We start from the raw sequence: 13,286 nt of genomic DNA on the forward strand, positions 1-13,286 counted from the left end.
CCCCAAATCCCAGACACAAAAAAGGGGACTTTCGTCCCCTTGCGGTATACAGCTTCAAACCTCAGTAAATATCCTTCGACAGCAACGTAAACGGTGTCTTCACCAGGATCTTCAGGTCCAGCCACAACGACCAACTGTTGATGTACTGCAGGTCAATCTCGACACGCTTCTGCATCTTGTCGATGGTGTCCGTCTCACCGCGGCAGCCGCTGATCTGGGCCAGGCCGGTGATCCCCGGTTTAATCCGGTGACGCGCCATGTACGCGAGGATTTTCCCCGAGTAGTAGTTGTTGTGCGCGACGGCGTGCGGGCGTGGGCCGACCAGAGCCATGTGCCCTTGCAGCACGTTGAACAGTTGCGGCAACTCATCCAGCGAAGTGCGGCGGATGAAGCGACCGACTGCGGTAATGCGCGAGTCATTACGGCTGGCCTGCTTCACATCACGGTCATCGTGAACACGCATCGAGCGGAACTTCCACACCTTGATCACCTTGCCGTTCCAGCCATGACGATCCTGCTTGAAAAACACCGGGCCGGGCGAGTTGATCTTCACCGCCAACGCAATGATCAGCAGGATCGGACTCAGCGCGATGATCGCCAGAAACGCCACGGTTTTCTCGACCAGGCTCTTGCTCAAAGCAGCAGTAGGGCGGCTGGTCAACGGGCTCTCGTTCAAGTAGATCGCCGGCAGACCGTCCACGACTTTCACCGAGTGATTGAGCAGGGTCAGACTGTTCAAGTCCGGCACCCACACCACATCAACGTTGGCTCCTAGCAAGTCACCATAAATCGCCTCGATTTTCGCGGCTTCACACAGCGGCAGGGTGATATACAAGCGGCGAATGTCATGCGCCTCGATCAGCTCCAGCAGTTGCTCCTGATCGCCAACCACGCGCGGTGCATCCGAACCCAGCGCAGACACATCACCATTGCTGACCAAACCTACCAAAGGCAGGTTTTCCAGTTGGCTGAGCTTCTTCGCCAGACCCAACGCCAGTTCGCCGGTGCCGACGATCAGCGTCTTGTGTTCGCTTTTACGCGAACGTTGGTAGTACTTGGAAAACGCATGCAGCGGAGCGTACAGAAACGCCTGACCAAGGAAGCCATACACCGCCCAGCTCAGAATCACCTGTCGTGAAAACAGCTCATCGGCCTGGCAGACAAAGGCGATGCACGCCAGCGCCGCCATGGTCATCGACCAACCCATAAACAGTCGACCGAGACCGGTGAGGTAATTGTCACGCTTGCGATACACACCGCTAAACGTATAAGCCGGCACCGACGCCAGTACCGCCAGCGTTGCACACATCCGGTAGTAAAACGCGACCGTCCCGGTGTGCTGCTCAGCGAGTATGAACAACAGCGTCACCACAAAGCCCTGTGCCAGCGCCCATTGGCCCCAAAAGGTCAGTCCCTTGAGGCCTGTGCTTCGATTGATACTTAGAGAAAGATCCATACGGTATCCCCAAAAGACGTCCATTCAGGTTTCAACAGTTGAAAACCGAGTTGTTATGCAGACTTATTGTTTTTGTTCTAACGAGTGTCCTGAGGTAACAACATCGATATGCCGAACTGTCGTCAGTCAATAGACTAAGTTATTGCCGGGAATGGTGTCTGACGAGTTCTAACAAGATGGCACAGTGCCAACTTTTTAATAATTAAATATAAGAGTGTTAGAAAAGGTCGCAGAGGAGGGGGTGAATAAATGATGTTGTATTTGTTACTGTTGGAGGGTGGAGGCAGGGAGTGTTCAAATCAAGGAGGAAGATGAAATCAAACAGAGTGCTCTTGTTGTTTTTGTAATCGCACTTTTTTCTGTTTGTTCTGTTCGTGGAGGTCTTGCGAGGTTACGCGACGATTTCCTGTATCAGGCAATAACCGCGGTTTCTGACGGCACGAAACAGTCGTTCGCCATGACTGGCGCTTTTGAACTTGTCTTGCAGGCGACTCAGGCACATCTCCAGGCCGCGATATTGTTCCGGCTCCCGGCCGATGCTGAGAATCAGCTCGTCACGACTGACAACACGCTCTTCATGGGTGAGCATTTTCCTGACCAGTGCTGTTTCCAGGCCAGTCAGGCTGATTTCGACACCTTCTTTGACCAGTGCACCCTGATCAGGGTCGAGATGCCAGGTTTCATTGCCGGGCATATCACCTTCAACGGCAGGTGGCATGTTGCGGGTTTCCCCGGTAATGGCCGGGACATTCTGGAAAGGATTAGCCGATTGCGCTGCGCGCCATTCGGACTCGAGCGTGGCCAATATTCGCTGAGTATCATGTTCGATACTGCGCGGGGCGTTTTTGCGACTGATGCCTGGATATGTGAACTCCATCACCATTGGAGCGGAAGAGGGCGAATCAACCCCTTCAAACGAATTGAAACGTTCACTGGACAGCATGCTCTCCAGTTCGCGTTGCGACGTTGTACTGTGAGTCACGACAACAAAATATTTCCTTGGGAGGGTTGTACTAGTTTCCATGTCTCTCTCCTGAATACATACCAAAATTGGCTAAAAGATAAATCGGCAGGCGAGCAATGACTTCCTCGGAAGTAATCGATAGGCAGGGTCTGGGCCCAAGATTGGCCCTCGATAAATTCCACTCGATCTGCTGCTATGTTATGGAGTTTTATTGTTATGGGTCGTGTTGTCGCGCTCATTCAATTGCTTGATTTCAAACAGGCGTGAAGCAGAACGGGAGCTATATGGTTGCATTAGACGATCCTTCGTACGTATGCAAATGGGATGGCTGCCCGAGAGTCAGGCAGTCGATATCAGACCCCGCAGCAGGCGATAGCCATAGCCGCGAATGCTCTGAATCGCGTTTGTACCATACATGTCCTTGATTTTTCCACGCAAGCGACTGATTGATTTTTCCAGTGCTCGAGGGTCGTAGAAATTGGCGTTGAGGCCCATGATGCTGGCGATTTCATCATGGCTCAGAATGTGATTGCTGGTTTGCGCGAAGGCTTCGAGGATCTTCATTTCGGCAAACGAGATGTCGAGTTTCTTGCTGGTGCCCATCAGGCAGATACGGGTCGGATCAAGCGTCAGATCGATATCGCGTTGCCATTCTTCACTGTTGAAGAACTCGCCCAGCAACTCGGCGCCATCCTCGGAAAGGGTATTGAGCTTGATACAAACATCCGCGCCAGCCAGATAATATTTGATCTTGTTGAAGGCGCCGCGACCGGTGATGACCGCGCAAATGATCGGCTTCAAGTTGTCGCTGCGCAGGTTCTCGACCAGCGCCAGATTGTCTTCGAGGGCCTGTGGGCTGTCGATAATCAGGAAGATCGCTCGATACGAACCAGACTGTTCATTCAACTGATATGCACTAGTGTACGCATTGGCTTCGAGCGCCATATCGGTACGTATATGCTGGGCGACTAGCGCTTTGAAATGTTCAGCCACGCCACGGGTACGACCCAGAGTAAGAACACCAGGTTCGTCGTTTGTCGGGCGCGGGCTTCTAGTCGCTAAGTTCGCTGAGAGCATCATGCATTGACTCGAATTAAGTGCTGACATCGGGATGTTAAAGCACCGGTTCTCATCTGTGACTGACAATTGGTAACATTCACGCGATTTTTAGACGTGGCTCCCGAGTTTTCTAACAATAATTAAGCTTTTCAAGCTTTTAGTTGATTTTCTCGGAAGGGTGAACTACTGCTTAGATGGTGGCGATATGCAATGGTGCCACTATTTTGAGCTTATTGCGATGGCTTTGTCTATGTCCATCTGCCACTGTCTGGCCATCTCTGGATAATGTGATATTGATCACACTTTATTGTCAGAGCAACTTTTTTCTGCAAAAAGGCCTAAATATTTTCTGCGTAGTTCGTCAGCCGACGATTACTAACATGGCTTGAGTGTGTCTTTTAATAAGACGTAATCTTTGTGGCTGATGAACTTTTGCGTTTATGTATGTCAATGGTCTCACTGCAGATACTCAACCCCTGAGTGTTATTACCCGGTCGCTCATCAAGAGCGCTCTGACGGAGGATTAATGGATTTCTGGACCCTTTTCCAGGTGTTGATATTAGGTGCGGTAGAAGGCCTGACCGAGTTCTTGCCGATCTCGAGTACCGGCCACCAGATCATCGTCGCCGACTTGCTGGAATTCGGCGGTGAGCGCGCCATGGCGTTCAACATCATTATTCAACTGGGTGCCATTCTTGCCGTTGTCTGGGAGTTTCGACCGAAGATCTTCGAAATCGTCAAAGGCCTGCCCACCGAACGTAATGCACAACGCTTCACCCTCAACTTGCTCATCGCTTTTCTGCCCGCCGTGGTCTTGGGCGTATTGTTCGCCGACGCCATCCACGAATACCTGTTTAACCCGATCACCGTTGCCGTGGCACTGGTCGTCGGCGGCATCATCATGTTGTGGGCCGAACAGCGCAGCCATGTGATCAGCGTCGAACACGTCGACGACATGCGCTGGTCTCACGCACTGAAAGTCGGATTCGTACAATGCCTGGCGATGATTCCCGGCACCTCGCGCTCCGGCTCGACCATCATCGGCGGCCTGCTCTTCGGCCTGTCGCGCAAAGCCGCCACCGAATTCTCGTTCTTCCTCGCCATGCCAACTATGGTCGGCGCCGCCGTGTACTCCGGCTACAAATACCGTGACCTGTTCCAGCCCAACGACTTGCCAGTCTTCGCCCTCGGCTTCGTCACCGCGTTTATCTTCGCGATGATTGCCGTACGCGGCTTGCTGAAGTTTATTGCCAACCACAGCTACGCCGCGTTCGCCTGGTACCGGATCGCGTTTGGTTTGTTGATTCTGGCAACGTGGCTGTTTGGCTGGGTCAACTGGACCGCAGCAGCGGCCGCCTGATCACTGAGCGCTGATCAACGCCGCAACGGCGAGATCGTTTAACGCCGAATCCGGCGACTCCTGGCGATAGCGCTGCAAGGCCGACGTGAAATACGCGGCCTGCAGCATGCCGTCGCTTGCCAGATAGAGTCGCGCGTCTTCTTGCTCCTCGGCGGAGTAAACACGCTTGTGACTGTCAGTCGTTTCCTGGCTAGACGAAATAGGTGCGAGGATTAAAGACACCAAGGTGAAGCCGGAAAACTGCGTTACCTCCCACGGCGTATCAGTACGGCCCATGCAAAAGCCATCGCAGTGCGCATAAACGTCGGAAGTGAAGCTGAACAAAGCGAGGAGGGTGAAACGCTTGAAAGCAGAAAAAGTAAACGCGGGCATAAACAAAAGACATCCTGTCAGTACAACAAAACAGCGGGCAACGCTCATGCGTCACCCGCACACTCAAAACTTCAATCAACGACCTTCAAGCAACTCAGCCGCCTGATCCAGCAACGCCAGCGGATCCTTGGCCTTGTGGATATCCACCGACAACAACTGACGGAATTTCCGCGCCCCCGGGAACCCCGTGCCCAGGCCCAGCACATGCCGCGTGATGTGATGCATCGCCCCACCGGCCAGCAAATGCTCGGCTATATAAGGACGCAACTGCGCCAACGCCTCAGCCCGACTGATCACCGGCGCCGAACTGCCAAACAACTGCTGATCCACCTCCGCCAGCAAATACGGATTGTGATAAGCCTCACGCCCCAACATCACACCGTCGAACGTCTGCAAATGCTCATGGCAAGCCTCCATTGTCTTGATCCCGCCATTCAGCACAATCTCCAACCCCGGAAAATCCGCCTTCAATTGCGCCGCCACGTCATAGCGCAACGGCGGAATGTCGCGATTCTCCTTCGGCGACAACCCCTCCAGAATCGCAATCCGCGCATGCACGGTAAAACTGGTGCACCCGGCATCGCGGACAGTGCCGACGAAATCACACAACTCCGCGTAACTGTCCCGCCCGTTGATGCCGATGCGGTGCTTTACCGTTACCGGGATTGTCACCGCGTCTTGCATCGCCTTCACACAATCCGCCACCAGTTGCGGGTGACCCATCAGGCACGCGCCGATCATGTTGTTTTGCACCCGATCGCTTGGGCAGCCGACGTTCAGGTTGACCTCGTCGTAGCCGTGGTCTTGGGCCATGCGGGCGCACGCGGCTAGATCCAACGGAACGCTACCGCCTAATTGCAACGCGAGAGGGTGCTCGGCTTCGTTGTGACGGAGGAAACGCTCGTGATCGCCGTTGAGCAGCGCGCCGGTGGTGACCATTTCGGTGTAGAGCAGGGCGTTCTTCGACAGGAGGCGTAGGAAGAAACGGCAATGGCGGTCTGTCCAATCCATCATTGGGGCGACGGAGAAGCGGCGGGAGAGTGGGGCGGGTGTGGCGGGAATAGGGGACATTAGGGATACGGAATCGGTGTGGCTGGGAGGTGGGGGAGTTTATCAGGAATGGGAGGAGGGGGCTTGGGGGCAGGAATGGCAGAGCGGGTTTACAGCGTCCTACTTCTGGACCTGCTGAGCTTGCTCAACCTGCATTGGATTGAGCGAGACAAATCCAATGCAGGATTGATAGCATGTGGCTATCAATATTCACATCTTTGTAGGAACGGAATCCATGTCGAAAAAAATCCATGCGTTAGTGCTTTGCCTGGGCGGCCTTGTTGGCGCTATGCAGAGTGCCGTTGCAGCTGACAACCTGTTCAAGAGCTACGGCTACGACACGCCAATCACGAAATACACCGAGGCTGGCGATTACTATGATTGCTCGGAAGAGGTGGGCGCGCCCGCCCGGTGTATTGATGACGTGGATTTCATTGATCAGAAATTCACCGCTGGCTTGGTGTTCAGCGGTGACAAGCTGATTATGGTTTCCCTTTTCGCGCCCTATGAGCGTGAACTGTTTGGGCGTGCCATCGGTGCGCTGGCCAAGTCGTTCGGTCTGGTCGCACTGGCTGACGGCAAGTCCATGCTGGATCTTGTCGATCTGGCGGCAAAAGCTAAAAGTAAGGATGAGTACACCGCTAAACTCACCAACTACGAAAGTGTCGCTCTAAACGCCAATAATCTGACCTATTCGTTTATCGAGGGCGCCGCCTCGATCAAAGGGACACCTAGCGTTTCTGGTTTGATGGCAGCCGCGCCTGCGAATGTCAGGGGGGCTGATCTGATTGTCACGGGCGAGGGCGAGGAATCGGTCATCATGATCAAGTTTTCCTTCCCGAAACTTGACGAGAACAAGCTCGTTGAGCAGACCAAAAAACCGGTCGAATCTTTCTGAGTTTGATACTTTGGCGATTAACACGCCTCGCTAATAGTAGAAAGGGATAGATTTGTTTGCTCATTTTTAGACGATAAATAAATCTGTCCCCATTGTTCCTTAAGTGCGCATTCGAATTGCAAATCACTGCTCGGATTAGGGAGCCTGTCATCGGTGAGTACTCACGATGCTGCTCAAATGCGCTCGTTCAGTTTCTGCTCTAGCGAAGATACAAAATTTTCAAGGCTCGGACTGAGTATTCGTGAAGCGCTTAAATCTCTGTACCTTCTGAAGCAGATGCTTATTTCTGAGAAAGACCTGTGATTTTTTTCTATGCGGCGATCCATTCGGTTTAAGTTTCTTTCTAGATGCGAGTAGCAAGCGATTTCTCTGCACTTGTCCGCATTGGTTCTTCCGTAATGAGTCAAGAGCCAACACTCAGTGGAGTGAACCGCTATAGCCAATATGACTCGGTCACCATGTGATTCAGTAAAATTCTCGCCCAGCCACTCGAATACTTTAGTCGACACTCGGCCTAGAAGTGATTCGGTCGGTATCGGGTTGCCGTCTTCTAAAAGTGGAACATCAAAATTTGGGTGGTCACACATGTCGGTGTCAAGATGGATTACTATGTAATCGTTGAATTCTAGAGCTTCCTCCAATCTTTCCGGGGATTGGCAGAACTCTTTTACACGCTCCCATCCTCCAAAGTTCCCCTCGGCTACACGGGATTGATCAGTTGCGTCTCGCAAGGGTTGAAGCGGATTAATATCGGGTTCATCATCAATGTCGTCGATTACATTGCAAGTAACAGTAAATATAATGCGCTCAATTATAACCTGGTCAGTGATCCCTTCCGCGACAAGTGCAAAGCTAGGCATATTTCAAAATCCCTTTGGCAACCCACCAATTACACCGCGCATAAACATTTCTGAGAGTTTCAGTTCTGAGCCGGACTTTTTGTGAATTCGCTTTATGCGAGTATACCCATCAGGGTTCCGTTGGACCGCAAAAAGCCTCTGATCATCATCGTCCAAGTTCAAACCGTCTAAAATAGCTGGGTTGTGCGTGGTCAAAATCGACTGTTTATCTGTGGCTACCGAAATTTTGTGTATTTCGCTTATAAGATGACTGCAAAGCTTAGGGTTAAGAGAGTTTTCGATGTTATCGATTGCAAAGAATTTTGGGCAGAGCTTACTGGCGAATAAGGCCGAGTAAAACATTAAATACAAGAAGCCCTCGTTCGCACCACGGATGTCTAGATAGCGGTCCTTGTCATAAAAGAATCGATCAATGACCTCTATGTTACTATGAGATGTGCCAGGTTCAGATTTGAATTGAAAGTTTTGAAACCAGCCAAATATAGATAAGATGTTCTTAATGGTGGATATTGTTTCTGGCTCTTCTTGAGATAGAATTATTAACAATTTCTGAAGCCCCTCTCCACATATACCTAGTGGCTCAATCTGCCCCTCTGCGTCAAACCTTCTAAGTGTAGAAGTTTCAGGTGAGAAAATAGCAAAATTATTAATATCAGGTAATATATGGTTTAGCTTTTCTTGAGTGCGCTTGGTGATCCTCGTTAAAATGCTGTCCTCAGGAATCTTGAGGATTTTTTTGGTTTCTTTAGAGGGGGCGGAGTCAATAAAGTTTTGTAAGAGTTTTATTGCAGTAGTTAACTCTTCGACTACATTTTGGTTTGTTACTGCTTCCTCCTGAATAGATTCACTGAAAAAGTGCTCGCGGCCTTTTCCATCGTGAATAAATTCAAATTGCCATTTTGAGTACTCTTTGTTGTCATGATTTAGCTTGAGTTCCGTTGTGGCTTCACTCTGATCTGTAACCTTAATTACAATTGGTTTATCTTGGCTTTCTTTGTCGAACTGTGGGCGCATCAATGATGCGCTAGTTATTCTTATGCCGCGAGAATGCAGAAACTCATTGTCAAGTTTTCCCGCGCTAGCAGCTGCTGCTAGTGCGATCGACTCTAGAATATTACTTTTGCCAGCACCGTTCTCGCCGATAAATACATTTGTTCGGCCTAGTTCTAGTTTTAAGCGATCTATCGTCTTAAAATTCTCTATCTCGATTTTCTTCAACACAATTGACTTTCCTAGAGCGTAAGCATAGGCGCGAGTCTAGATGGGGTTGGTCGACAGGGCAATCTTAAATCTCATCATCCGAAATCAAGAAACGATGAGAATAGGCGCTAACAGCAAATCAAGGGAGGCTGAAGGCTTAGCACCTTTCCCGGGCCGTTGAAAGCATGCGGGCAGAGATACCACCAGCTTGTTTGAGAGCAGAGGAAACGCCCCTACAGTTGTTCCAATCCATCATCGGAGCGACGGACATCTCTTGAAAAAGGAGCACGATACTCTCTGTGCTGTTGCACAGTATTTGGGTCAATCAGCGTGCCAGAGATGCCTTTCCAAACAGGAAAAACTCGTCCGTTTAAATGAAGTCTGTTCCTGCAGTCTTAAGCCTACACTCCCTTGCGCCTCCCCCTACACCTAAGACAGAATCCCCCGGCTTGTGCATCTAGCCCGCAGGTTCTATCGTCCCCACGTCACTGAAAACCAGTGAACGGGTTTGGTAGCCCGCTTCGTGTCTAGATGCATCGCATCACCAATTTCAGTCGCTTTCCCAGGACGCGGATTTCATGGTGGTCATGCGTGGGGCCCATTCGTGGGCGCCGGGTTCTAGTGCGACCGGTCTACCAACCCGCGTATGGCCGCCACCCATCGTTTGGTAGCGTGGGTGATGGCTCCTTTTAGTAATCGCGCTAGAGGTTCCATCTATGTTCAAGGTCACGCCCAACCCGCCGGAAACCGATCCGGCATCCCCGTACCAATCTCCCAATTCCAAAAAACTCCACGAAGCCGCCGAGCGCGCGCTCGATCACTACCTCCTTCCCGCCGGCCACATCATGGCCAGCGTCAACGAGCCCGAGCGCATGTACCTCGCCAACCCCAAGTACGACTCGGAATCCCTGCTGGCCAATGCCAGTGAAACTCTCAGTTCCGCCTCGGAAATGCTCAACAACTTCGCCGCAGCACTCGACCCCTCGCACCGCAAAACCGCGTTGGGCATTGCGCAGGTGGTGATGTTGGGCGAGTTGGCGGTGAATCAGGCGTTGGATAACGTTGAGGTGAAAGCGTAAATCAGCCCCTTTGTGGCTAACGGCTGAGCCGTTGCCACGGAGGGGCTGTTGGCGCTGAGCAAGGCAGCCGGAAAAAGGGTGAGTAAATGGACAGGGTGATGGCCATTTAGTAGCATTCCGCGCCTTTACTCGGGAGTCGCCGCACCATGGAAGCTACATCGTCCCAAGCTTGGTACAACACACGTCCCGCCGTTGTCTTCATGGCCGTTTTTTATTGCTTTGTCGTGTTGATTCAGGCCGGACTGTGGGTGGCTCATGACGGGTTTCAGCAAGCGCGGGAAGGGGATATTTCGTTCCTGATGTTGTTGAACGTCTGCGTGGTGGCATTGTTGATGTTTGTCGGCGGCTTGCTGTTGCTGGCGAGAAAGAAGATCAGTTCGCTGTGCTTTATGCTCGCGTTGATTCTGGGAATTGCCTTTTCTCTGTCGCAGATGAACAGCGGTTCGGTTGTGCATCTGCTCACTCTGCCGATGTTCAAAGAATATGCACTGGTGTTTGGTATCTGGGTCTACAGCCTGCAATTGCGTACAACGGGTTATTTTTCCGCTAAATAACCCCCTCTGCATTGCCCGTAGCGCCCTATTGGCTAAATAGGCCGGGCGCTTGATTGTCAGCTATTTACGTGAAGAGAATTTATGTCTGCTCCTGATAAGCCGAAGCTGCCGCTGCAAGCATTTGTGATGTCGTGCCTGGTGGCCGGCTGGGGTCTGGTGTACGCCGGTCAGGTGAAGTGGGCGGTGCGTGTTGCCGCTTTGCTTTATCTGGGGGTGATTTTACTCGGTGTCTGCGGGGTGCCTGCCACGCCAGTGGGCCTGTATGTCTTCGCTACGTTTATCGTCCTGGTGAAACTCGGCTCGGCCACGGTAGCAGCGATATCGGTGCGCAAAAACGACCGTCCGGTGAACAGCCCCAGCACCCGCTTCCACGTGTTTTACGTGGTGGCGCTGGTCATCCTCACGCTGGTGCTTTTGGGACCACTGCGAGGCCCGACGCTGGGGTTCAAGACTTACTTCATCCCCTCTGGCTCGATGGTTCCGACCCTTTCGATCGGTGACTATATCGTCACCAAAATGCGCATCGACGCGCTGCAAGTGGGCGACATTGTGACTTATCGCTACAACGGCACGGAGGCGGTCAAACGTGTGGCGGCAGTGGGTGGCGATACCTTGTCGATTGTTGACGGTAAGGTCATTCGCAACGGCGAAAACATGGGGCTGTTCTTTGCACCGCCAGATCGCGTGAAGGATCCTCGTTATCTGCAAACGCCGCAGACGGTGGTCGAGAAAGATCATGTTTATCTGCTCGGTGATAACCGCGACAGCAGTAACGACAGCCGCTTTATGGGCCAGGTCGCACTCGAAGACATTACCGGTAAAGTCACCGGAATCTGGTACTCATCTGATCGATCGAGGATTGGCACAGCCTTTCAGTGAAAACAAAAGCCGTCACCTTAAGGTGACGGCTTTCACTTGCAGATTTAGCCAAACTGACCCGCCGACTCAACCGCAGATTTCGGCTTCCTCAACCGCGTCAGCTGATAAGTAATCCCCAACCAGACAAACCACCCCGGCATCACCATCAACGCAATCCGCGTATCAGGCCGCAACGCCAGCAACCCCAGCACAAACCCCAAAAACGCCAACGAAAACCAAGCCATCGGCACACCGCCCGGCATCTTGTAAGCCGACTTCGCATGCAGATCCGGGCGTTTTTTCCGATAGGCGATGTAAGACGCGAGGATGGTCGACCAGGTGAAGATCACCAGAATCGCCGACACGGTAGAGACGATGGTGAACGCGGTCATGACTTCCGGCACGATGAACAGCACCAGCACGCCGACCAGCATCAATAGCGTGGTAAACGCCAGACTCAGCAGCGGCACGCTGTTGCTCGACAGTCGGCGGAAGAGGCCGGGGGCGTTGTCTTGATTGGCCAGCCCGAACAGCATGCGGCTCGATGAAAACACGCCGCTGTTGGCCGAGGAGGCCGCTGAGGTCAGGACCACGAAGTTGACGATGCCGGCGGCTGCGGGAAACCCGGCGACGAGGAACAGTTCGACAAAGGGGCTTTTGACTGGAGAAACCTGTTGCCACGAGGTCACGGCAATAATGCAGGTCAGTGCCAGCACATAGAACAGGATGATCCGCAGCGGAATAGAGTTGATCGCTTTGGGCAGGGTCTTCTCTGGCGAGCGGGTTTCGGCGGCGGCGGTGCCGATCAGCTCGGTGCCGGCGAAGGAGAAGATCGCCATTTGAAATCCGGCGAAGAAGCCGAACAAGCCGTTGGGGAACGCCGCCTGTTTGTCCACCAGGTGACTCAGGGACGCGGTGACGCCGCTGGGCGATACGAATGAGCTGGCGATCAGCACGCTGCTGACGCCGATCAGGGTCACGACGGCAATGATCTTGATGATCGCGAACCAGAATTCCACTTCACCGAACAACCTGACGGTCAGCACGTTGAGGGCGAACAGGGTTGCCAGCATGCCGACGGCGGGTATCCACGCTGGTACGTCGGGGAACCAGTACTGGAAGAATCCGCCGACCACGACGGCATCGCCGATCACCGCCACGCTCCAGCTCAGCCAGTACGACCAGCCGAGGAAGAACGCCGCGCGCGGTCCGAGGTAGGCGCCGGCGAAGTCGGCGAAGGTTTTGAAGTTGAGGTTGGACAGGAGCATTTCGCCCATGGCGCGCATGACGAAAAACACGAACAGACCGATGATCATGTAGATGAGGATGATCGACGTCCCGGAGAGGGCGATGATCTTCCCGGAACCCATGAACAGGCCGGTACCGATGGCACCGCCCATGGCCATTAACTGGATGTGACGATTGCTGAGCGTGCGCTGCAGCGCGGGCTGTTCAGGCAGCCCGGAAGGGGTCGATTTCATTGCAAAACCTCTTGATTTTATGTTTTTGAGTTTTGGCAGAAAGTAGGTGTCGAGCGTTCTTGTTAGAGGTGCAGCGGCTAATCACAAGCTGAATT

General features: G+C 52.7%; 12 protein-coding genes. 5 read left to right on the forward strand and 7 right to left on the reverse strand.

The genetic code is table 11. The features are described 5' to 3' along the window. Positions 1-61: 61 nt before the first annotated feature. The 3 genes from ACM6IN_RS07705 to ACM6IN_RS07715 all read right to left on the reverse strand — a co-directional run bounded on the left by ACM6IN_RS07705 (position 62) and on the right by ACM6IN_RS07715 (position 3,500). Positions 62-1,456 carry an undecaprenyl-phosphate glucose phosphotransferase gene (locus ACM6IN_RS07705; RefSeq protein WP_007950006.1) on the reverse strand — a complete coding sequence of 465 codons (1,395 nt, stop codon included), beginning with the start codon at positions 1,454-1,456 and terminating at the stop codon, positions 62-64. Positions 1,457-1,847: 391 nt separating this feature from the next. Continuing rightward, a complete protein-coding gene (locus tag ACM6IN_RS07710) occupies positions 1,848-2,480 on the reverse strand; it encodes a winged helix-turn-helix domain-containing protein (protein ID WP_414915702.1) in 633 nt (210 codons plus the stop codon). Positions 2,481-2,759: 279 nt separating this feature from the next. Beyond that, the gene (locus ACM6IN_RS07715) at positions 2,760-3,500 is read right to left on the reverse strand and encodes a winged helix-turn-helix domain-containing protein (RefSeq protein ID WP_007915508.1); all 741 of its coding nucleotides are present in this window, start codon (positions 3,498-3,500) and stop codon (positions 2,760-2,762) included. Positions 3,501-4,005: 505 nt separating this feature from the next. Here ACM6IN_RS07715 and ACM6IN_RS07720 point away from each other — a divergent pair. After that, complete coding sequence (locus ACM6IN_RS07720; RefSeq protein ID WP_095114324.1) at positions 4,006-4,839, forward strand: undecaprenyl-diphosphate phosphatase; 834 nt, start codon at positions 4,006-4,008, stop codon at positions 4,837-4,839. On the opposite strand, the gene ACM6IN_RS07725 is transcribed toward ACM6IN_RS07720, so the two are convergent. Together ACM6IN_RS07725 and dusA are read right to left on the reverse strand one after the other, a co-directional pair. Further along, positions 4,840-5,211 carry a DUF2388 domain-containing protein gene (locus ACM6IN_RS07725; RefSeq protein ID WP_414915703.1) on the reverse strand — a complete coding sequence of 124 codons (372 nt, stop codon included), beginning with the start codon at positions 5,209-5,211 and terminating at the stop codon, positions 4,840-4,842. 75 nt (positions 5,212-5,286) lie between these two features. Further along, entirely contained in the window at positions 5,287-6,282 is a 996-nt protein-coding gene (gene dusA / locus ACM6IN_RS07730) for a tRNA dihydrouridine(20/20a) synthase DusA (RefSeq protein WP_414915704.1), read from the reverse strand. A 175-nt stretch (positions 6,283-6,457) separates the two neighbouring features. Between dusA and ACM6IN_RS07735 the strand changes: the two genes are divergently transcribed. Then, on the forward strand, positions 6,458-7,159 hold the full coding sequence (locus ACM6IN_RS07735) for a hypothetical protein (protein ID WP_414915705.1): 702 nt from the start codon (positions 6,458-6,460) through the stop codon (positions 7,157-7,159). Positions 7,160-8,022: 863 nt separating this feature from the next. Here the strand turns inward: ACM6IN_RS07735 and ACM6IN_RS07740 are convergent. Further along, the gene (locus ACM6IN_RS07740; RefSeq protein WP_414915706.1) at positions 8,023-9,240 is read right to left on the reverse strand and encodes an AAA family ATPase; all 1,218 of its coding nucleotides are present in this window, start codon (positions 9,238-9,240) and stop codon (positions 8,023-8,025) included. Between the two features lie 695 nt (positions 9,241-9,935). On the opposite strand from ACM6IN_RS07740, the gene ACM6IN_RS07745 reads away from it, so the two are divergent. From ACM6IN_RS07745 to lepB, 3 genes are all read left to right on the forward strand, one after another. Continuing rightward, positions 9,936-10,298, forward strand: coding sequence for a DUF6124 family protein (locus ACM6IN_RS07745; RefSeq protein ID WP_414915707.1), 363 nt, complete (start codon positions 9,936-9,938; stop codon positions 10,296-10,298). 146 nt (positions 10,299-10,444) lie between these two features. Continuing rightward, positions 10,445-10,852 carry a hypothetical protein gene (locus ACM6IN_RS07750; RefSeq protein WP_414915708.1) on the forward strand — a complete coding sequence of 136 codons (408 nt, stop codon included), beginning with the start codon at positions 10,445-10,447 and terminating at the stop codon, positions 10,850-10,852. 81 nt (positions 10,853-10,933) lie between these two features. Further along, complete coding sequence (gene lepB, locus ACM6IN_RS07755; protein WP_414915709.1) at positions 10,934-11,731, forward strand: signal peptidase I; 798 nt, start codon at positions 10,934-10,936, stop codon at positions 11,729-11,731. 44 nt (positions 11,732-11,775) lie between these two features. On the opposite strand, the gene ACM6IN_RS07760 is transcribed toward lepB, so the two are convergent. After that, on the reverse strand, positions 11,776-13,191 hold the full coding sequence (locus tag ACM6IN_RS07760) for an amino acid permease (RefSeq protein ID WP_414915710.1): 1,416 nt from the start codon (positions 13,189-13,191) through the stop codon (positions 11,776-11,778). Positions 13,192-13,286 lie beyond the last annotated feature (95 nt).

The organism is Pseudomonas sp. IT-P395, assembly GCF_949767675.1.
Taxonomy (GTDB): domain Bacteria; phylum Pseudomonadota; class Gammaproteobacteria; order Pseudomonadales; family Pseudomonadaceae; genus Aquipseudomonas.